The 20,784-nt window shown below is 43.9% G+C and carries 16 protein-coding genes; 15 read left to right on the plus strand and 1 reads right to left on the minus strand.

Going from position 1 to position 20,784, the window contains the following annotated elements; genetic code table 11:
- Positions 1-17: 17 nt before the first annotated feature.
- The 7 genes from AB4027_RS02380 to AB4027_RS02410 all read left to right on the plus strand — a co-directional run bounded on the left by AB4027_RS02380 (position 18) and on the right by AB4027_RS02410 (position 7,292).
- A complete protein-coding gene (locus AB4027_RS02380; RefSeq protein WP_091488237.1) occupies positions 18-200 on the plus strand; it encodes a hypothetical protein in 183 nt (60 codons plus the stop codon).
- 102 nt (positions 201-302) lie between these two features.
- Positions 303-2,012, plus strand: a complete 1,710-nt coding sequence (locus tag AB4027_RS02385; RefSeq protein ID WP_368645826.1) for a DUF2207 domain-containing protein — start codon at positions 303-305, stop codon at positions 2,010-2,012.
- Positions 2,013-2,182: 170 nt separating this feature from the next.
- Positions 2,183-3,085 (plus strand): AraC family transcriptional regulator, encoded by a 903-nt coding sequence (locus tag AB4027_RS02390; protein WP_368645827.1) that lies wholly within the window; start codon positions 2,183-2,185, stop codon positions 3,083-3,085.
- Between the two features lie 9 nt (positions 3,086-3,094).
- Positions 3,095-4,261, plus strand: a complete 1,167-nt coding sequence (locus tag AB4027_RS02395) for a Gfo/Idh/MocA family protein (RefSeq protein WP_368645828.1) — start codon at positions 3,095-3,097, stop codon at positions 4,259-4,261.
- A gap of 42 nt (positions 4,262-4,303) precedes the next feature.
- On the plus strand, positions 4,304-5,332 hold the full coding sequence (locus AB4027_RS02400) for a Gfo/Idh/MocA family protein (protein WP_368645829.1): 1,029 nt from the start codon (positions 4,304-4,306) through the stop codon (positions 5,330-5,332).
- On the plus strand, positions 5,319-6,182 hold the full coding sequence (locus tag AB4027_RS02405; RefSeq protein WP_368645830.1) for a sugar phosphate isomerase/epimerase family protein: 864 nt from the start codon (positions 5,319-5,321) through the stop codon (positions 6,180-6,182). The genes AB4027_RS02400 and AB4027_RS02405 overlap by 14 nt, the downstream gene beginning before the upstream one ends.
- Before the next feature lie 33 nt (positions 6,183-6,215).
- Entirely contained in the window at positions 6,216-7,292 is a 1,077-nt protein-coding gene (locus tag AB4027_RS02410) for a Gfo/Idh/MocA family protein (RefSeq protein WP_368645831.1), read from the plus strand.
- 257 nt (positions 7,293-7,549) lie between these two features.
- Here the strand turns inward: AB4027_RS02410 and AB4027_RS02415 are convergent, their stop codons facing one another.
- Positions 7,550-8,629, minus strand: a complete 1,080-nt coding sequence (locus tag AB4027_RS02415) for an IS30 family transposase (RefSeq protein WP_368645832.1) — start codon at positions 8,627-8,629, stop codon at positions 7,550-7,552.
- Between the two features lie 441 nt (positions 8,630-9,070).
- Between AB4027_RS02415 and AB4027_RS02420 the strand changes: the two genes are divergently transcribed.
- From AB4027_RS02420 to uxaC, 8 genes are all read left to right on the plus strand, one after another.
- The gene (locus AB4027_RS02420) at positions 9,071-9,781 is read left to right on the plus strand and encodes a GntR family transcriptional regulator (protein ID WP_368645833.1); all 711 of its coding nucleotides are present in this window, start codon (positions 9,071-9,073) and stop codon (positions 9,779-9,781) included.
- Positions 9,782-10,045: 264 nt separating this feature from the next.
- Positions 10,046-11,557 (plus strand): MFS transporter, encoded by a 1,512-nt coding sequence (locus AB4027_RS02425; RefSeq protein ID WP_368645834.1) that lies wholly within the window; start codon positions 10,046-10,048, stop codon positions 11,555-11,557.
- Between the two features lie 168 nt (positions 11,558-11,725).
- Positions 11,726-12,418, plus strand: a complete 693-nt coding sequence (locus AB4027_RS02430; RefSeq protein ID WP_177165487.1) for a GntR family transcriptional regulator — start codon at positions 11,726-11,728, stop codon at positions 12,416-12,418.
- Between the two features lie 298 nt (positions 12,419-12,716).
- On the plus strand, positions 12,717-14,243 hold the full coding sequence (locus AB4027_RS02435) for an MFS transporter (protein ID WP_368645835.1): 1,527 nt from the start codon (positions 12,717-12,719) through the stop codon (positions 14,241-14,243).
- A gap of 17 nt (positions 14,244-14,260) precedes the next feature.
- Positions 14,261-15,982 carry a glycoside hydrolase family 3 protein gene (locus tag AB4027_RS02440; RefSeq protein ID WP_368645836.1) on the plus strand — a complete coding sequence of 574 codons (1,722 nt, stop codon included), beginning with the start codon at positions 14,261-14,263 and terminating at the stop codon, positions 15,980-15,982.
- Positions 15,983-16,159: 177 nt separating this feature from the next.
- Positions 16,160-17,002: an HAD family hydrolase gene (locus AB4027_RS02445; protein ID WP_368645837.1), complete on the plus strand. Its 843-nt coding sequence runs from the start codon at positions 16,160-16,162 to the stop codon at positions 17,000-17,002.
- A 35-nt stretch (positions 17,003-17,037) separates the two neighbouring features.
- Entirely contained in the window at positions 17,038-19,335 is a 2,298-nt protein-coding gene (locus AB4027_RS02450; protein WP_368645838.1) for a glycoside hydrolase family 2 protein, read from the plus strand.
- 13 nt (positions 19,336-19,348) lie between these two features.
- Entirely contained in the window at positions 19,349-20,755 is a 1,407-nt protein-coding gene (gene uxaC, locus AB4027_RS02455) for a glucuronate isomerase (RefSeq protein WP_368645839.1), read from the plus strand.
- The last annotated feature ends 29 nt before the right edge of the window (positions 20,756-20,784 follow it).

The following is a 20,784-nucleotide window of genomic DNA, read 5'->3' on the forward strand; positions in this document are numbered from 1 at the left end:
GGAAGTAGAGGGATAGTATGGAAGAGCATCAGTGGCTGGTAAAACAGCTGGAACAGCTGGAAAGTGACAGCCGGGACTACAAACAGAAAGCACTGCTTCAGGCAACGATCGCTTTGCTTGAAGAACAGGAAAAACGGAGAGAACAGCTGCAGGGGGAACTGGACGGAACACTCTGGAGTCCGGGAAATTGGAATATTTAAGCGTATATATCTGAAAAAATGAAAAATCAGTCCTAAGACCGTTATCATTCAGACCTGTCTTTTATATACTAGTAACAAGAGGAAAAAATGGAGGACGTACTAATGAAAAATAGTTGGATAGGTTGGATGCTTGTGTTGGTGTTCAGCTCAATGATGGTCAGCGGCACCGTTCATGCTCAGGAAAATGAAATGACTGAGATGCGCGTATCGGTCGAGCTGCTTGAGAACGGGACAGGCATTATTACGGAAGAGAGAGACATGATCCTGGACAGCGGCACGGAACTTTATATCGTCATCAATGAAGAAGATGGGTTGGAACTCCTTGATTTTCAAGTGGATGGTTTGAGGGAAGTAGACGACTGGGATTCTGATCTGTCTCGAGAAGAAAAAGCCGGGACTTATGGAATGATTCAAGACGGGGACAGCATAGAACTGGTCTGGGGCATAAGCGAATACGGAGAACAGTCGTACACACTTTCTTATGCTGTAGCCAATGTGGTCAGACAGTTGAATGACGGACAGGCTCTGTTCTGGGATTTCAATACTTTCGGAGAACTGGAACCGGAAAATCTGGTTATTGAAATAAGCGGGCCACAGCCTTTTTCTGAAGAAGATACGCGTCTTTATGGTTTCGGATATGAAGGGCAAGTGGATCTGGTTGACGGCGTCCTGCGCTCAACTTCAGAAGGTGGAGTCGAAGCCGACCGGCCTGTAGCGATACTGATGCAGTTTATGAATGATCCATTCATCCCGTCTTATTATGTTGATGAAACGCTGGAAGAACAGGTCGAACGTGCTGAGGCGGAAACCAGTCGAGGTGGAGAGGGATCCATTGACAGTTCCATTCTTGCGACGGCTCTCGCTTTTCTTGTCGCGGGCTTTCTGGCCTTTATCTTTGCTTTATTTAATATCGATGCCAGGAAAAAAGAACAAGGCAAAGTCCCGTCGGCATCCATTCAACGCAAACGCAATAAGGGCTTGATGTTTACAGCGATCCCTTACAAAGATGGGGAACTGACGGATATTGCCTTTTTCCTTCAACAGCTTCACAAAGGGACATATGAGCAGTATATCTTTGCCTATTTGCTTAAATGGTCAAAAGAGAAACTGGTTTCTATCAAAACAGAAGCAGATGAGTCAGGTGATGCAGAAACAACAGTTCTGACTTTTGCTCCACACACTTTCCGGAAGAAAAGAGAGAACAGTCTGAATACCTCCCATTTTGAACTGGAACTGTGGGAACTCTTCGTGGCAGCATCGGATGACAAGAATCAACTGACAAATGAAGAGATGACCAGGTGGGCAGAGAAGAACGGTAAAGGGCTTCAGGCACTGCAGCAAAGTCTGATGGATGAATCACAGGCTGTACTGATCAAGGAAGGTTACCTGAAAGAGAAAACGCTGAAATTCATGACAATGAAGCTGCCTTTTATGGGGATCACCAAAAAAGGTCAGAAGCTGTATGACCGGTTGACCCAGTTTGAAAATCATATCAATGCCTTGAAAAAAGACCCGTCACTGTCTTACCGACAGCTTATTGAAGAAAAAGATTTTCTGATCTGGGCAAGTCTTTATGGCAAGGAAGAAGATGTCATCAGCCAGCTGGAAGAGGTTGTACCTGAATGGCAGACACAGCAGATCGAGGGGCTCCCTTATTTTTACACAGGCTATTATGGGCTTCATATGATGTCGACCAGCGTGCATACCGGTTTGTCCAATGGCGGCTATACGCACACAGGGGGCACGGGTGGCCCGACGTCGATCGGCGGCGGTGGCGGCGCGATCGGTGGAGGCGGTGGCGGTGTACGCTGACTCCGGCGGGATCATCGCCAGGCATGAATAAAAGAGTAGAAAGGATCGAACGGCTGACGTTCGATCTTTTCTACTCTTTTTACTTGCACTCGCTCAGTGCTTCCCGTAAGATAAAAGCAGTTTCAGTCAATTTTACATACAAATGTTTACAGAAAGAGGCAATGATAATCATGAAGAAAACCTCTATAATGAAAGGGTATCCAAAAAAGGAGGATCATTTCAGTTTCGCGCCGAACCTTATCGCACAGGCAAGTGTAAAGGGTTTAGCGATTCCGTATGAGTTCCATTCCCATCAACAGTTTGAGATCTACGTTCTTCAGGAAGGAAAAGCCCAGTATCTGATCAATAATCAGATATTCGAGCTGCATCCGGGAACGGTTATCCTGCTCGACGGTACGGAACTTCATAAAGTCCAAGTGACCGGGAACGAGAAAGAGTATGTCAGGAGCCATACCCACTTTGATCCGAAGTGGCTGGAGGATTTAATAGCCGGGAGTGATGCGTCGTTTCTTCTTGATTATTTTAAAGCCTTTCACCACCGGATATTTACATTCGATGAGCCGGAAGATTTGGATGAAGTCATCCGGCTCATCGAGAAACTGAGTCACATCACTCATAGAGAACAGTCGGGTGTGAACGAAGCCGATGCCAGGATCACCCTGCTTTATCTCCTGATGAAAGTCTATCGATCAGAAAAGTCTGATGTGATGAAGGACAGTTTTGCCAAGACAGACAAAGCCAGGATGGCGGAAGAGATCGCTTCATATGTCCAGCAGCACTTCAACCAGAAGATGACTATCAAGGGGATCGCCAAAGCGCTGAATCTGAGCGAATCCTATGTGTCGCATCTCTTTAAAGAAGTCACGGGCTACACGGTGATGGAATATCTGATGAATTATCGGCTGATCCAGGCTAAGGCGTACATGAGTCTCTCTCCTCATGAAACGACGATCAAAGAATGTGCGTTGGAATGCGGTTTTGAAAGCGATGCCCATTTTAATCGCTTTTTCAAGAAGCGAACGGGGATGACTCCAAAACAGTATAAAAAAATGATCATAACTGAAAGGGAATAGGTGAATAGAATGAGTAAAAAAGTAAGATTAGGCATTATCGGATTAGGTACACAAGGCGGCATGTATGCGAAATTTATTAAAGACGGCATGGTGCCGAACATGGAGATCGCGGCGATCTGTGATATCGATGTTTCTAAAAAAGAAACAGTAGACGCAGAATATCAAGGCGTTCCTTTTTATGAAGACTACATCGAAATGCTGGACAGCGGTAAAGTGGATGCGATCATTACAACAGTGCCTCACTACCTGCATCCGGAGATGGGTATTGCCGCTTTAAAACGCGATATTCATGCATTAGTTGAAAAACCTGCAGGTGTTTACACCAAACAGGTCAAGGAACTGAACGAATTTGCTGATACCAAACCTGAATTGACCTTTGGTATCATGTTCAATCAGCGTAACAACCCTTTATACAAAAAAATCAAAGAGATCGTGGATAATGGTGACATAGGTAAGATCCGTCGTACCAACTGGATCATTACGACCTGGTGGAGACCACAGCCTTATTATGATCAAAGTGAATGGCGTGCAACATGGGGCGGCGAAGGCGGAGGCGTCCTGGTCAACCAGGCACCGCATCAGCTGGACTTATGGCAGTGGATCTGCGGCGTGCCGGAATCTGTTTATTCTAAAGTTTCTTATGGTTTCCGTCGCAATATCGCTGTCGAAGATGAAGTGACTGCAGTCGTTGATTACGGTGACGGCGCGACAGGAACGTTTGTCACAGCCACACATGACATCGTTGGTACAGACCGCTTTGAGATCCTTGGAGATAAAGGTAAAATCGTCGTAGACGGCAGCCAGGTAGCTACTGTGACACGACTGAAAAAACCTGAACAGGAATTAAGCAGCGAAATGGGCATGGAAGATGTTAAAAAACTCTTCATGGGTCAAATGAATATGGATGACTTGTACACACAGGAAACGATCGAGTTCGAAAGTGCCTGGGGCGAACAGCATGCTGGCGTTCTTGAAAACTTTGCAGCCAATGTTCTGGACGGCACACCGCTTCTCGCACCCGGTTCTGATGGGATCAACGGCGTGCGACTGGCCAATGCTATCCACTTGTCAAGCTGGACTAAAAAAGAAGTCAGCCTGAAAGATCTGGACGAAGATTTCTATCTGGAAGAATTGAACAAGCACATCAAAGAAGAAGGCAAATTCGAAACGAAATAATCTGCAAGTCAAAAGCTAAACGAAACGGGAAGTGAGTGTTTTATGTTAAGAGTAGGATTGATCGGTCTGGGCGATGTGTCGCCGATACATGTGCATGCGATTCATGCAAGTGACCATGGTGAACTAGTGGCAGTCTGTGATACGAATACGGAACTCAGTTCAAATTTTCCTGAGATCCCTTTTTTCTCCAATGTCGACCGAATGCTTGAGAAAATGAATCTGGATGTTGTGCATATCTGTCTGCCTCATGACTTGCATTATCCTATCACACAGAAATGTGTGGAACACGATGTCCATGTTTATCTGGAAAAACCTGTGGCAATGACTTACGAAGAGGCGCTTGAACAATTAGAGGTAAAGAATAGGACAGACAAAAAGATATGTGTGAGTTTTCAGAACCGCTATAATGCCAGCTTTATCCGTCTTATGGAGATCCTTAGAAATGAGGATGTCGGAGAGGTGACCTCCATCAAAGGATTGGTCACCTGGTTCCGGCCTGAATCCTATTACACATCTAAACCCTGGCGCGGTCAGAAAGACAGAGCCGGCTATGGTTCGATCATCAATCAGTCGATCCACACACTGGATCTCATTCAGCTCATCGGCGGCGATCTGAAGAGCTGTAAAGCCGTCCTGTCTAACCTGACTGACTATGATATCGAAGTAGAAGATACGGCCAGCGCGACCTTTACCTTTACATCCGGAGTCAAAGCCTTTTTCCATGCGACGAATGCCTATACGGAGAATTCGTCAGTGGAGATCCAGGTCATTACTGAAAAAGAAAAATTCACGATCAAAGACAGCCGCTTATATATCACGAATGATGAAGGCAGAAAAGAAGTAATCGTTGAAGATGACAAACTGCCAGGCTCCAAGTTTTATTACGGTGCCGGTCACATGTATCTGATCAACCGCTTCTATGAAAGTATCTTGAACGATACAGATGATTATGTAACGATCGAAGACTCGATACCTTCTATGCAGATGATCAAGCTGATGGATCTGTCTTCCAATAACACGAAACGACCTGAACGAACCGAACTGGAGGAGATAAACTATGTCACAAGCTAAAATTGGCGTTCAAGCCATGATGTTGAAAGAAAAATTCGAAGAACTGGGTGCCTATGAGACATTAAAGAAAGTCAGCGAATTGGGTTACAATTCGATCGAAGTTTCCCAGATCCCTATGACACCTGAAAATGTGGAAGCCATCAAAAAAGCCTCGACGGACTTCGGTATGGAGGTCGCGTCCATGTCAGCCGGTCTGAAGCCGATGACAGAAGGACAGGAGTCATTGAGCACGCACTTTGATAAAATCGTTGCGGACTGTAAAGCCGTCGGTGCAGAAATACTGCGTATCGGTATGCTGCCGTTTGACGCGATGGCTTCATTGGATAAAGTCATCGCATTTGCCCGCGAAGCAAACAGCGATGCTGAAAAATTGGCCGAACACGGCATCAAGCTGTATTATCACAACCACCACATCGAATTCACTAAATATGACGGCAAGTTCCTGCTGGATATCATCCGTGAAGAAGCACCGCTATTAGGTTTCGAACTGGATGTTCACTGGCTCCAGCGCGGCGGCCGCAATCCGATCGAAGTCCTGAAAGAATATGAAGGCAAAGTCGATCTGGTCCACTTGAAAGATTACCGTGTGTCTCAGATTCCAGACGAAGCCTTTGAAGCCCTTAATAATGGCGATATGGAAGCCTTCATGCAGGCCTTCACGAATATCATCCAGTTCGCTGAATTAGGTGAAGGGACTCTGGACCTTCCAGGGATCATCGAGCAGAGCCTCAAGAGCGGGGCCCGTTACCTATTAGTCGAACAGGACGACCAGTACGGCAGAGATCCGTTTGACTGCCTGGCAACTTCACGCGACTACTTGTACGAAAACGGCTATAAGCATCTATTTTAAAACAGCTGAAATAATTTGAGAAGGTGAATCGATTTGAGTAAACAAGATGGAATGAATTATGCACCGAAAGGGAAAGTGAACCGTGTCGTCGATGAAGGCGAATTTACTTTCGGCGTGGCAGCTTTGGACCACGGACATATCAACGGAATGACAAATGGTCTGATTGAAGCGGGCGCGACGTTGAAATGGGTCTATGATCCTGATCCTGAAAAGGTAAAAGAATACAGAGAACAGTTCCCTCAGGCAAAAGTCGCTGAATCGATCGACCAGATCCTAGAAGATCCAAAAGTCAAACTGGTCGCTGCTGCAGCGATCCCTAACGAGCGCAGTGCGTTAGGAAACCGCGTGATGAAAGCCGGGAAAGATTATTTCTCAGACAAGACAGCTTTCACAACGATGGAACAGCTTGAAGAAACCAAAAAGGTCGTGAAAGAAACTGGTCAGAAGTACTGGGTGTATTTCAGTGAACGTCTGCACGTGGAAGGCGCGATCTTTGCCGGACAGCTTATCGAAGACGGCGTGATCGGTGACGTCATTCAGATCACAGGCTTCGGTCCGCACCGCTTGAACAAGGAAAGCCGTCCAGACTGGTTCTTCAATAAAGAACAGTACGGCGGTATCCTCTGTGATATCGGCAGCCACCAGATCGAGCAGTTCCTGACTTTCACAGGCAATAAAGACGCAAAGATCCTTCACAGTAAGGTAGGGAACTATGCGAACCCTGACAAACCTGAACTGGAAGACTACGGCGATGCGACACTTGTCGGTGAAAACGGCGCGACCTTTATCTTTAAAGTGGACTGGTTCACGCCGGACGGTTTGAGCACCTGGGGCGACGGACGTATGTTCATCACTGGGACCAAAGGAACGATCGAAGTGAGAAAATATGTGGATGTGGCTAAAGAAGAGAGCGGCGACCATGTTTATCTCGTCAATGAAGAAGGCGAAAAGCATTATCATGTCAGCGGAGAAGTCGGTTTCCCGTTCTTCGGGGAAATGATCAAGGACTGTATCGACCGTACAGAAAATGCGATGACGCAGGAGCATATCTTCAAAGCACAGGAACTCTGCATCCTGGCTCAGGAAAAAGCCATTCGAGTCAAAAATTGAAAAAACAAATCGGAAACGAGATAACATCACCGTTATCTCGTTTTTACTATATAATAATAAAATAAATTCTGTAAATTTCAAGTTTAAGTTAGCCACTTGTTAAAAATATATTTCATGTGATTTTTTACGACTATCAACTCATATAGTGAGGGCTTGATAATGAGCTGAGGCATGATAGTTTTCTGACAAGCTGGCCTAGGCCAGCTTCACAGCTTTCAGGTCATGCCGAAGGAGGCTCGTTGTCAAGCCCTCACGGGTTAAGCAGCCTGACGCTCTGATCGTAGTGCATTGACGAAGCTTTCATGTGGCGTTCTGTAATCCAATATTTTTCTAGGATAATCATTCATCCATTGTTGTATACGCAAGCATTGTGCTTCTGAGACTCGACCAATCGGCTTCCCTTTGGGAATGAAACGACGAATGAATTTATGCTGGTTCTCACTTGTTCCCCGTTCAAACGATGCATAGGGATGACTAAAATAGATGTCTAAAGTATCCTTTAAGGCCTCATAAAGTCCCGCAAACTCTGAACCATTATCAGAAGTTATCGTTTTAAATAGTGTAGAGAATGTATGACCTGATCGTTTTTGAAGGTCACGAATCGCCTGATTAACCGATTCCTGATCTTTTCCATTTACTTTTAAGATGATTTCAAATCGGGTCTGTCGTTCAGCCAAAGTGAGCAGTACAGCATCGGTCTTTTCTTTATTACCTACTACTGTATCAATTTCCCAGTGACCAAACGATTCACGGGTATCAATGTCTTTTGGTCGACGATCAATCGATGGGCCGAGAACGCGCTTATTTGGCCGTTTCTTTTGAGCAGAAACCTTTGGTTTCCGAGATAACTTTTCTAGCAAATCAATGTTTTTCGTTCTCATAATCCCTCTATCTATCCAGCCATAAAGCGTGGTTGTACAAGGGATAATTGAAGCATCGAACAATTCATGTCTTTTAGCAAAACCGACCACTGTATCAGGGGACCATTTATCATCCAGCATTTTCTCATCAGCCCATTCTATGAAAGCATCTGTATCTGCCCATTTTGGCCGCCGGCCACAGTTCAGTCGTTGTTTATCATAGTTGGCTTGAGCAGCATCGGCATCATATACATCGTCATAATAATCATAGATTTTACCGTTTTGCTTTTGACGTCTTAGTTGAGTAACGGTTCCGCGCTGAATTTCGTTATTGATGGTCTGAGGTACCCGACCGATGATATCAGCAATGCGACGATTGGAGTAGTCTTCCTGCTTCAATACAGCTATTTGAACCCTCTCTGCATATGATAAGTGTTTTCCTTTACGTGCTAATGTGGTATCGTTAGAGTGCGTCATGTGAATTCATCCTGTCTATTGAGAGTTAGTGGTAACTTCAATATAACATGAAATTCACATGGCGTTTTTTTATGTTAGCCTAGGTGGCTAACTTCATTATAAAATCCAGCATAAAATAAATTCAAATCTATACAAACGATAAAAAATAGGCTTCATACTTTTTTTGTCAGGTTTGGCACATTTGTTTCTGATAAGGTGCTTGAATAAGCGCACTACGTCAACCTCAGCTTATAGAAGGACGGTAAGAGAAGAGTTGAACCAAAAGGAGTCAGAACATAAGTCGGTCAGTGTTATTTTCGTTAATCTATCAGAAAAAGAACGATTTCAGACATTTTTCACGTAAATTTCCGCTAAAAACTAACATTTTTTGCATTTTTGTGTTATATTTTTAGATATTAGTATATAAGATAGCGATTACATAAAAAAGAAGGAAGATAAAAAATGATGCAGAACATTACCTTGCAAGATCAGACATATGAAAAATTACGTGATTTGATTATAAAAACTGAACTTTACCCGGGACAGAAAATATCAGAATCCAGTCTGATGGAACTGCTGGAGGTCGGACGTACTCCTATCAGAGAGTCATTAAAACAGTTGAAGAAACAAGGACTAGTTTATACTTTCCCGCAGTCGGGGACTTATGTTTCAAAAATCGATATGGAGCAGGCGATTCACTCACGCTTTGTCAGAGAATGTGTAGAAAAAGAAGTGATGGTCGAATTGAGTGCTAATATGAATAAAAAGGCCGAGACTCGCTTGCAGGCTATTCTGGATGAACAGAAAGTGGAATTTGAGAAAGGGAATATTTCAGGCTATCATGATCTGGATAATGAATTTCACCGGACCTGTTATGAAATCGTAGGGAAAGGTCAGATCTGGAGTTGGATCAAAGAGTTCAGTGTACACTTGGATCGTTTCAGATGGCTCCACCTGAAAAATATCACATTTGATTACAACCAGATCCTGGAAGAACATAAAGATATTCTTGCAGCAATAAAAGCCAGAAAAACGGAAGAAGTAAAATATCTTGTCGTTAACCATATCCACTTCATGGTCAAATCTCAGACAAACATTATTGACAAGTATCCGGAGTTTTTTCTGGAAGAAACGGTACAACCGTTAAATGAAGCAGATGACGCTATATTGTGATAAAAAGAACAGATAAGCATTTTATTCAAATTATCGTCAAAGTTGAATGATTAAAAAAGCCTATAACAACAGCCTTGAGACCAATATCTTCAAGGGGTAGTTGTTGTAGGCTTTTTTCTTTAAAAAGGGTGTGGATTTATTTTAACACATATGCTAGTATACTAGTATACATGTTAGCGAAAACGATTTAATTGAAAAAAGCACTTATTTTTTAAACGTTTATGTAAGCATATACAAATAAAGAAAAGAGAAGGAGTTTTAGTAATGGATATAGCACAAGAAAACAATAGAGCTCAAGGCGAAGCTAAAGTGAAATCGGTGTCAGGAAAGAAGCGAGATTTCAATAGAGCAAAAGTCTGGCAGATAGGCTTTTTTGCAGCTAACAATACGGCTACGAATGCCTACATGTTCTTAATGATGAACGTTGCTTATTTTGCAACCGGTGTCGTTGGCTTAGGAACAGTACTTGTATCAACGATTATTACGGGCAGCCGTATTTTTGACGGTATCACGGATCCGATCATTGGCATGTGGATCGACAAGACAAATGGCAAGTTCGGTAAATTCAGGCCCTTTATGGTGGGGGGCTATCTGTTAATGACAGCAGTCATGCTGCTTCTCTTCTTTACGAACCAGCTTGTACCTGATTCATTGAAAATGCCATACTTTATTGTATTGTACGCCTTATACATTATCGGTTATACTTTCCAGACAGCTGTAACGAAATCTGGTCAGTCGGTTATCACAAGTGATCCGGAACAGCGCCCGCTGTTTTCAACATTTGATATTTCAATGACGTCCATCTTTTTTGCCGGCGCAGGCATTTACTTGTCAAACTATCTGGTACCCAAATACGGTGGATGGAACAGTGAAGGATTGTTCCACGAATTTGCTTTGACCTTTATCATCTTCTCAGGTGTACTGACTACTTTAGCAGTTATCGGAATCTGGGCAAAAGACCGTCCGGAATTTTTCGGTACGGGAGAAGTCAAAAAAATCACCTTTAAAGATATGTGGCAGATCCTTAAAGGGAACCGACCACTGCAGATGCTGGTCATCACAGCTTCCACAACTAAATTAGGCCAGCAGGTCGCGACAAACTCGATCGTTATGGTTATGCTTTTCGGTATTATCATTGGTGATTATGGCATGTTTGGTATCCTATCGGCTATCATGCTCATTCCCAACGTTGTTATTGCGTTCTTTGGCACACGAATTGCCGGGAAATATGGAACGAAACAAGGCTACATCCTGTCAACCTGGGCTGCCATTGCAACCTTCGTCGGTATGTTCCTGCTGTTAGTTATTGGCGATCCAAGAGCTATTGCGATGGACAACTGGGGTTTCATGACGATCGCCTTCGTTACTCTTTATGTGATCGGTAATGGTGTGCGCACGCTGTCAGGTGGACTGGTCATTCCAATGATCCCGGACGTCACAGACTATGAGACCCATAAAACTGGACGCTATGCACCAGGCGTCATGGGAACCATCTTCTCATTCGTTGATAAAATGATTTCGTCTTTTGCTCAGACGATCATCGGATTTTCACTAGCCCTGATCGGTTATGAACAGCTCTTCCCTGATGTCGACACGCCATACTCAGATAATATTTTATGGGTCACGATGTTCCTTTTTGTAGGTACGCTGGTATTTGCCTGGGTCGCCTCTCTGATCGCCATGCATTTCTATGACTTAGATAAAGATAAAATGCTGATCATCCAAAATGAACTGCAGGATAAAAAAGATGAAATACTCGCAAAAAAGGATCAGTAATCAGTGTCTGATTTTTTATGAAAAGTTAAGATGTATATAAAAAGAGATAGCTTCAAAACTATCTCTTTTTTTCAAAAGATAATGTAAGCCTTGTCATAAAAACAAGTGTCATTTTGCAAGAGAACTGTAAGAAGTCCTAATATCTTAACTAGAAAGGAAGGTATGAGCGTGCTGAAAAATATAACGATTCAGGATCAGACATATGAACAGTTGAATGAAATGATCATAAAAACTGAGCTGTATCCAGGACAGAAATTATCGGAATCACGATTGATGAATCTCCTGGAAGTGGGGCGTACGCCGATCCGGGAATCCCTTAAACAACTAAAGAAGCAAAATCTACTGTATACTTTTCCGCAGTCGGGGACCTATGTGTCAAAAATAGACATAGATCAAGCGGACCATTCCAGATTTTTCAGGTTATATACGGAGAGAGAAGTGATGGCTGAACTTTGTGATGTTCTCGACCATAACTCTGAGAAAAGCCTGCAAATCATACTCGATCAGCAGAAGCTGGAGTATGAAAATGGCAATATATCTAACTATCACGACCTTGATGATGCATTTCATCGTACCTGTTATGAAATCGTGGGTAAAGGTCAGATCTGGAAGTGGATCAGAAAGACCAGTGTGCATTTGGATCGCTTGAGATGGCTGAACTTAAAAAATATCACCTTTGACTATAATCTGGTTTTAGAGGAACATGAAAACATCCTGGCAGCGATTAAAGCTGGCAATAAGGTAGAAGTGAAAAAGCTTGTCGACAAGCATATCCTCTTTATGGTCAGTTCCAAGACATGCATTATTGACAAGTATCCCGACTATTTTCTGGAAGAAGCAAAACGGTCTATACTAGGTTAGAAAGGTGTTTCGTTGTGATATGATCCCAGTAGATAGGGCAGTTCGAATTACCGTCACACATTCTCTGACCGTTAACACGTCCCTTAACTAAGGCTTACACAGAGCTGCTATATAAATGAGAAAAGGTAGAGATTTGATATTTTTAAAAGAAATTATGAAAACGGTGTAGATTTATCAAAACGCATATGCTAATATACTAGTATACATGTTGTTGGAAGCGTTTTATTTAGAAGAGCAATTATTTTTTAGGCGTTTTTGTAAGCATATACAAATTCAAATACAGAAGGAGTTTTTCATCATGGATGTAGGACACAGAACAAATGAAGCTAAAGCCGAATCAGATGTGAAAGCGGTAGCAGGAAAGAAACGGAATTTCAATAGAGCTAAAATATGGCAGATAGGGTTCTTTGCAGCAAATAATACGGCAACGAATGCCTACATGTTCCTGATGATGAACGTGGCTTATTTTGCAACCGGTGTCGTGGGCTTAGGTACAGTGATCGTATCTACAGTTATTACCGGGAGTCGTATTTTTGATGGCTTTACAGATCCGGTCATCGGGATGTGGATCGACAAGACAAACGGTAAATTCGGTAAATTCAGACCCTTTATGGTCGGCGGTTATCTTTTGATGACGGTCGTTATGCTGCTTCTCTTCTTTACGAACCAGCTGGTCCCTGATGCGATGAAGTTACCGTACTTCATCGGATTGTATGCCCTTTATATTATTGGTTATACCTTCCAGACTGCTGTAACTAAATCTGGACAGTCGGTCATCACAAGTGATCCGGAACAGCGTCCGATTTTCTCTACTTTTGATATTTCAATGACGTCAATATTCTTCGCAGGAATTGGTATTTATCTTGCTAATTATCTGGTACCGAAATATGGCGGCTGGAACAGTGAAGCGCTGTTCTATGAATTTGCTTTAACCTTCATTGTTTTCTCAGGAATATTGACTACACTGGCCGTCATAGGTATCTGGTCAAAAGACCGTCCCGAGTTCTTCGGTACAGGTGAAGTGGTTAAAATCACCTTCAAAGACATGTGGCAGATCCTTAAGGGGAATCGTCCGCTTCAGATGCTGGTCGTTGCCGCTTCTACAGATAAACTGGGCCAGCAGGTCGCAACTAACTCGATCGTTATGGTCATGCTGTTCGGTATCGTTATTGGGGATTATGGCTTGTTCGGTGTCCTTTCGGGAATCATGCTTATTCCGAACGTGATCATCGCGATATTCGGTACAAGGATCGCGGCGAAATTTGGTACGAAACAAGGCTATATTTTAGCAACATGGGCATCCATCGCCGCTTTCGTCGGGATGTTCCTGCTTATCGTTTTAGGTGATCCTGGTGCTATAGCCATGGATAACTGGGGATTCATGACGATTTCATTCGTTACATTATACGTTGTCGGTAATGGAGTACGAACACTTTCCGGTGGTCTTGTCATTCCGATGATCCCGGACGTTACAGATTATGAAACGTATAAATCCGGACGTTATGCCCCGGGTGTCATGGGGACTATCTTCTCATTCGTTGACAAAATGATCTCATCTTTAGCTCAGACTGTTATCGGATTCACGTTAGCTTACATCGGATTTGAACAGATTTTCCCAGATGTCGATACACCATACACCAGCGAGATTTTATGGGTCACGATGTTCCTGTTTATAGGTATCTTGTTGTTTGCCTGGATCGCTTCACTGATCGCTATGAAATTTTATGACCTGGATAAAGAAAAAATGCTGATGATCCAGAATGAACTGCAGGACAGAAAAGATGAAGTATTAGCTAAAAAAGAAAAAGCGAAAGAAAACCAATAAGAAAAGAGCGGATATGAATGCCTAAATTAGTCGATTTAACAAAGAAACCTTATCAGCTTGACGAAAGTCAGATCAGCTGGGTCGAAGATACGATCAGAAACATGTCTGATGAAGAAAAAGCAGGTCAGCTCTTCACCAACCTCTTTTTCTTTGGAGAAGATAAGTTCAGCGGGAATGATTTCACCAATGACGAGATCATCGAACGGTTCCATATCGGGGGTGCCCGCTATCACGGAAGCAATTCAAAAGAGATTCAGGAACTCATCAACTCGCTGCAGGGAAAATCTGACATCCCGCTGCTCGTCGCTGCGAACTGCGATGCAGGCGGGAACGGTGCCACAAGTGACGGCACGTATATCGCTTCAGGTGCTCAGGCTGAAGCTTCCAGAGATACAAAAGTGGCCTATGATGCCGGTTATGTATCGGGACGGGAAGAAACGGCACTCGGTGTCAACGTCAACTTCGATCCCTGTGTAGATATCCTGAAGAACTGGCGCAATACGATCGTCAATACGCGTGCCTATGGAACGAATGCGGACGATGTCATCAAGTACACGACAGCGTATCTTGAAGGACTGACACAGAGCGAAGTCATCCAGTGCATCAAGCACTTCCCGGGTGACGGCACGGAAGAACGCGACCAGCATCTGGTATTAGGCGTTAACGAAATGTCTATAGATGAATGGGAAGACTCCTTTGGACGCGTGTACAGTCATCATATCGACAATGGTGTCGAAATGATCATGGCGGGGCATATCGCTTTGCCGGAATATCAGAAAGCACTCGACCCTGAACTCGAAGACAAAGATATCCTGCCGGCAACTCTGGCACCTGAACTGATCCAGGATCTTTTGAAAACGAAACTGGATTTCAACGGTATGGTCATCACTGATGCGTCTCACATGCTCGGCATGACTGCAGCCATGCGCCGTGAAGACTACGTGCCTCAGTCGATCGCGGCCGGATGTGATATGTTCCTGTTCTTCAATAATATTGAAGAAGATTTTAACTTTATGCTTAAGGGCTATCAGAATGGTGTTATCACTGAAGAGAGAATGACTGATGCTTTGCGTCGGATCCTGGGATTGAAAGCCAAATTGAACCTGCCTCAGAAAAAAGAAGCCGGTACATTACTGAAATCAGAAGAAGATCTTAAAGTGATCGGCAGTGATGAACACCTTGAGATGCGAAAAGAAGCGGCAGATAAAGGGATCACGCTGGTCAAAGATACACAGGGAAACCTCCCGATCAGCCCAGAAACGCATCGACGCATCCGTCTATATTACCTTGAAGGGGAAAAAGGCGGCATGATGGCAACAAGTGACGAAACAGTGAACTTCATTAAAGAAGAACTCGAGCGTCGCGGATACGACGTGACATTGAATGACGGTAACTCCCGCGTCAAAGGAAGAACGCTGGAATATCGGGAAAATGTAGACCTCGCTCTGGAAGTTGCCAATGTTGTGGGATACGGTGCACAGAACAACTACCGGATCCAGTGGACAGTGGCCATGTCTAATGAGGTGCCATGGTTCGTTCATGAAGTACCGACTGTGTTCGTCTCATTGAACTACACGACGCATCTGCATGATGCAACGATGGTGAAAACATTTGTCAATGCATATCATGATAATGAAGAAACGATCAGACAGCTGATAGATAAACTTGAAGGTAAATCTGAGTTTAAAGGTGTTCCTAATGAAAATGTCTGGGCAAACAAATGGCAGGCTAAACTTTAAATATGATCAGGTAAACCTCCGATAATTAGAATGGGTCTAATTTATTGGAGGTTTTCTTCCTGTGATATAATTAAAAGGGAATTAACAGGATTTTCTTTAAATTAGTGTTGTAAATGAAGGGGTTTCATGCTAATATACTAGTATATTAGTTTTACAAATCAATTATGAGGTGAAAAAATGAAACAACGCGTAGAAGAGTTCGAAAAAAGGCATGAATATCTAGTCTGTGTGGACTCTGATGGTTGTGCCATGGATACAATGGATATCAAACATTTTCATTGTTTTGGACCAAGAGCTGTTGACGTATTCGGGATCGAATCAGTAAATGACGAATTTTTGAAAATCTGGAATGAAATCAATTTATTTTCTATGACACGAGGCATCAACCGCTTTAAAGGTCTGGCTTTATCGTTTGACATTGCTCATGAAAAAGGACTGGATGTTCCTGAACTTGCTCATGTTAAAAAATGGACCGAAGAATCGGATGAACTATCTAAACCTTCTTTACAGAGAGAAATCGAAAAAACTGGAGAAGAAGAACTCAAACTGGCGCTGGAGTGGAGTGACCGTGTGAATCAGTGCATCGAAGGCCTTTCAGGAGAGGATCACCCATTTGACGGTGTCAAGGAAGGCCTGGCAGAACTGAGCAAAGTGGCGGATATAGCAATCGTTTCCTCCGCTAATGGTGAGGCTGTCTATAACGAATGGACGAAACATGATCTGGCTCCTTATGTCGAAGTGATGCTTGGACAGGAAGCTGGATCGAAAGCTTACTGTATCTCTCAGCTGAAAAAGCACTATGATTCAGAAAACCAGATCGTCATGGTCGGTGATGCGCCCGGCGACCTGGTTGCTGCGCAGCAGAACGGCGTACATTATTACCCGATCGTTGTAGGTAAAGAAGCAGAATCATGGGAAAGACTGAAGACAGAAGCAAAAGACAAACTGGTCAATGACGACTTTGACGAAGATTACCAGGAACAGCTTATCAAGGAATTCAAGGATGCATTAAGCAAATAGATCCGTCACTGACACTTACATGGAGGACTAAAATAATGCGACAAATTTTATCATTAAATAAAGACTGGAAATTTACAAAAGAATCAGTGGACACGAATAAACCGGAGAACGCATCTGGCTGGGCAGCAATTTCTGTGCCGCATACATGGAACGCTGTAGACGGCGCAAACGGTTTTGATTTTTATCGCGGCGCCTGCTGGTACGAAAAAACCATGTCTCTTCCTATAGAAAAGAAAGACCAGCGTGTGTTTATCGAATTCGAAGGATCGAACAGCGTAACGAATGTTTACATCAATGGCCATCACTTGGGTGAACACCGCGGTGGCTATTCAACCTTCCGTTTCGATCTGACTGAACACTTTACTTTCGGTGAAGACAACACGCTGCTCGTTGAAGTGGATAACTCAGCGTTTGAAGACGTTTATCCTCTGATGGCAGACTTCACTTTTTACGGCGGCCTGTACCGTGATGTGAATTTAGTGCTCACCAACCCAGTGCATGTGGATGTTCTGGATCATGGTTCTCAGGGTGTCTACATTAAGCAGCAGGACGTCTCAGATAATGAAGCAAGCTTTGAAGTGGAGACCGGACTGACGAATGACTTGACAGAAGACAGAAAAGTACGCTTGTGGATCGACATACTCGATCAGGAAGGCCGGGTCGTCAACAGTCGAGCTAAAGATATACAGATGAACGCGAACAGCAAGAAGACAGTCACTGTACCATTCAAACTGAATGATCCGGTACTCTGGAACGGTATCGAAAATCCGTACCATTATACAGCTAAGGTAAGCGTTCAGAAGTTCAATGATACGATCGATGAACTGACGATTCCTTTTGGTCTGCGTTATTTCCATGTCGACCCGCAAAAAGGCTTCTTCCTCAATGGCAAACGCGTGCAGCTTAACGGTGTTTCGCGTCACCAGGACAGAAAAGACATGGGCTGGGCCATCACAGAAAAAGAGCATAAAGAGGATATGGAACTGATCAAAGAAGTCGGGGCGACATCCATTCGCCTGGCTCACTATCAGCATGACCAGACCTTCTACGATCTCTGTGACCAGGAAGGCATGGTCGTCTGGGCAGAGATCCCATTCATTTCTCGCATGTCAAAAACCGATCTTGAAGGAACGAATGCGATCAGTCAGATGACAGAGCTGATCCGTCAGAATTACAATCATCCGTCCATTATTTTCTGGGGCGTACAGAATGAGATCCAGATCGGCGGCGAGTCTCAGGAAGTTAGAGACGTTGTTAAAAAACTGACTGAACTGACCAAGAAAGAAGGCCCGAGCCGTCTGACGACACTGGCGAATGTCATGTTCGTGGATGATGAAGACGAGTATAATTACATGACTGATGTTGTCGGTTATAACAAGTATTACGGCTGGTATATGGGGGAAACAGAAGACTTCGGACCGTGGATGGATACCTTCCACGAGAAGAATCCGGAAACGCCGCTGTGTATCTCAGAATACGGGGCAGAAGGCATCATCGAGTATCACACCGATGAGCCGAAAGTGAAGGATTACACTGAAGAATACCATGCTCTGTATCACGAAAAAGTATGGAAAATGTATTCAGAGCGTCCGTACCTGTGGGCCACTTATGTCTGGAACATGTTTGACTTCGGCGCAAACATCCGTGACGAAGGTGGTGTGAAAGGCCGAAACAACAAAGGGCTGATCACATACGACCGTAAACTTAAAAAAGATGCGTTCTATATGTATAAAGCCAACTGGACGACAGAGAAATTCGTTCACCTGACCGGCAAGCGTTACCTCGAACGTGTGGGCGACGAAACAACGTTCAAAGTGTATACGAACTGTGATTCCGTTACGCTGGTCATTGACGGTAAAGAAATCGAAACAAAAGAAGCGGTCGACCACAAAGTCGTCTTTGAAAATGTTGCACTGAATGATGACGAGACCTTTGTCAAAGTCGTTGGAGACGACGGCTATACAGACCAGGGTGTGTTTGAAAAAGTTTCCGAACTGCCGGAATACTATAAGGCACCTGACAGTGACGAAGGCGGACTGGTATCCAACTGGTTCTCTATGCCTGAGGATGAAGAGGAGACAGAAGACAGTGGTAAAGAGGTCGTCATTACTGACGATGTGTATTCTTCAAAAGACAAGATCGCGGATCTCATGGAAAATGAAGAAACGAAAGCTGTCTTATCCAAATTCTTCGGTGATATGGAAGCTTCTCCGATGTATGAGATGATGTCAGGTATGAGTCTGGATATGCTGGCCTCTATGGATGAAGAAACATTGAATCCTAAACTGCTCAATCGATTGAACAGACAATTGACTAAAATCAGTAAAAAATAAAGGAGACGAATTCATGACTTTTATACATGACGATTTCATGCTGCAGAATGATGTAGCCAAACACTTGTACCATGACTATGCCAAAGATCTGCCGATCTTCGACTACCACTGTCACCTCGACCCAAAGCAGATCGCGGAAGACCATCAGTTTGAGAACCTGACGGAGCTCTGGCTGGCCGGTGATCATTACAAATGGCGTGCCATGCGTGCGAACGGTGTATCAGAAGACAAAGTGACAGGCAATGCTTCGCCTGAAGAGAAATTTGAAGCATGGGCCGGGACAGCTGAAGTGGCTATCGGAAATCCTCTGTTCCACTGGACTCAGCTTGAGCTGAAAAAATATTTCGGTATCGAAGACCTCCTGACCAGTGAAAACTGGAAAGACGTTTATGACCGTGCCAACACGAAACTTCGTGATGAGGGATTGACTGCACGCAAACTGGTCGAAAATTCAAATGTTGCTTTTATCGGCACGACAGACAATCCAACTGATTCTCTTAAATATCACGACCAGATCAAAGCCGACGAATCATTTGACGTGACTGTGGCTCCTTCATTCCGTCCAGATGAAGCCTTCGCGATCGGTGAAGAGAAATTCACGAACTTTTTGAATAAATTGAAAGACGTGACAGGAAAAACAGCTGAAAGTTACGCGGAACTTGTAGCCCTGCTTGAAGAGCGCGTCGAGTACTTTGATCAGCGCGGCACACTGGCTTCAGACCACGGTCTGACAGAACTTCTCTATGCAGAAGCAACAGATGAAGAGATCGATGCCATCTATGTTAAAGCTCTGGCAGAAAAAGAAGTCACAAAAGAAGAAAAATCCAAGTATCTGACACGTTTGCTGACAGATCTTTCAGCGATGTATGAAAAACGCGGCTGGATCATGCAGATCCACTTTGGCGCGATTCGCAACAACAACGCCAGATCATTTGAAGCGATCGGTCCGGATGCGGGTTTCGACTCCATCAATGATCAGACAGATGTCGCCTATGCACTGAATAACCTGCTGAACAGCATGCATAAAAACGGCACGCTGCCTAAAACGATCGTTTATAACCTGAACCCTATGTACAACCATATCGTGGCAAGTACCGTCGCAAACTTCCAGGGCAACGATGAAGGTATCAAAGGTAAAGTCCAGTTTGGTGCCGGCTGGTGGTTCAACGACACAGAACAAGGCATGCTCCGTCAAATGGAAACACTGGCTGACCACGGTCTCCTGATGCATTTCGTCGGTATGCTGACAGACTCACGCAGTTTCGTCTCATATCCAAGACACGACTACTTCCGTCGTATTCTATGTAACTTCGTCGGCGAACAAGTCGAACGGGGTAAGTTCCCTAACGACGAGAACCTGCTCAAGAAACTGATCGAAAATGTCTCTTATAACAATGCCATTGAGTACTTTAAAAAATAAGATTCAGATATTAATAAAATAGAAGGTAA

The organism is Alkalibacterium putridalgicola, from assembly GCF_040959045.1.
GTDB classification, from domain to species: domain Bacteria; phylum Bacillota; class Bacilli; order Lactobacillales; family Carnobacteriaceae_A; genus Alkalibacterium; species Alkalibacterium putridalgicola.

Excerpts from the sequence above, each read along its gene's own strand:
- AB4027_RS02380 (WP_091488237.1), top strand. The coding sequence starts at position 18 with ATGGAAGAGCATCAGTGGCTGGTAAAACAGCTGGAACAGCTGGAAAGT.
- AB4027_RS02385 (WP_368645826.1), top strand. The coding sequence starts at position 303 with ATGAAAAATAGTTGGATAGGTTGGATGCTTGTGTTGGTGTTCAGCTCA.
- AB4027_RS02390 (WP_368645827.1), top strand. The coding sequence starts at position 2,183 with ATGAAGAAAACCTCTATAATGAAAGGGTATCCAAAAAAGGAGGATCAT.
- AB4027_RS02395 (WP_368645828.1), top strand. The coding sequence starts at position 3,095 with ATGAGTAAAAAAGTAAGATTAGGCATTATCGGATTAGGTACACAAGGC.
- AB4027_RS02400 (WP_368645829.1), top strand. The coding sequence starts at position 4,304 with ATGTTAAGAGTAGGATTGATCGGTCTGGGCGATGTGTCGCCGATACAT.
- AB4027_RS02405 (WP_368645830.1), top strand. The coding sequence starts at position 5,319 with ATGTCACAAGCTAAAATTGGCGTTCAAGCCATGATGTTGAAAGAAAAA.
- AB4027_RS02415 (WP_368645832.1), bottom strand. The coding sequence starts at position 8,629 with ATGACGCACTCTAACGATACCACATTAGCACGTAAAGGAAAACACTTA.
- AB4027_RS02420 (WP_368645833.1), top strand. The coding sequence starts at position 9,071 with ATGATGCAGAACATTACCTTGCAAGATCAGACATATGAAAAATTACGT.
- AB4027_RS02425 (WP_368645834.1), top strand. The coding sequence starts at position 10,046 with ATGGATATAGCACAAGAAAACAATAGAGCTCAAGGCGAAGCTAAAGTG.
- AB4027_RS02435 (WP_368645835.1), top strand. The coding sequence starts at position 12,717 with ATGGATGTAGGACACAGAACAAATGAAGCTAAAGCCGAATCAGATGTG.
- AB4027_RS02440 (WP_368645836.1), top strand. The coding sequence starts at position 14,261 with ATGCCTAAATTAGTCGATTTAACAAAGAAACCTTATCAGCTTGACGAA.
- AB4027_RS02445 (WP_368645837.1), top strand. The coding sequence starts at position 16,160 with ATGAAACAACGCGTAGAAGAGTTCGAAAAAAGGCATGAATATCTAGTC.
- AB4027_RS02450 (WP_368645838.1), top strand. The coding sequence starts at position 17,038 with ATGCGACAAATTTTATCATTAAATAAAGACTGGAAATTTACAAAAGAA.
- uxaC (WP_368645839.1), top strand. The coding sequence starts at position 19,349 with ATGACTTTTATACATGACGATTTCATGCTGCAGAATGATGTAGCCAAA.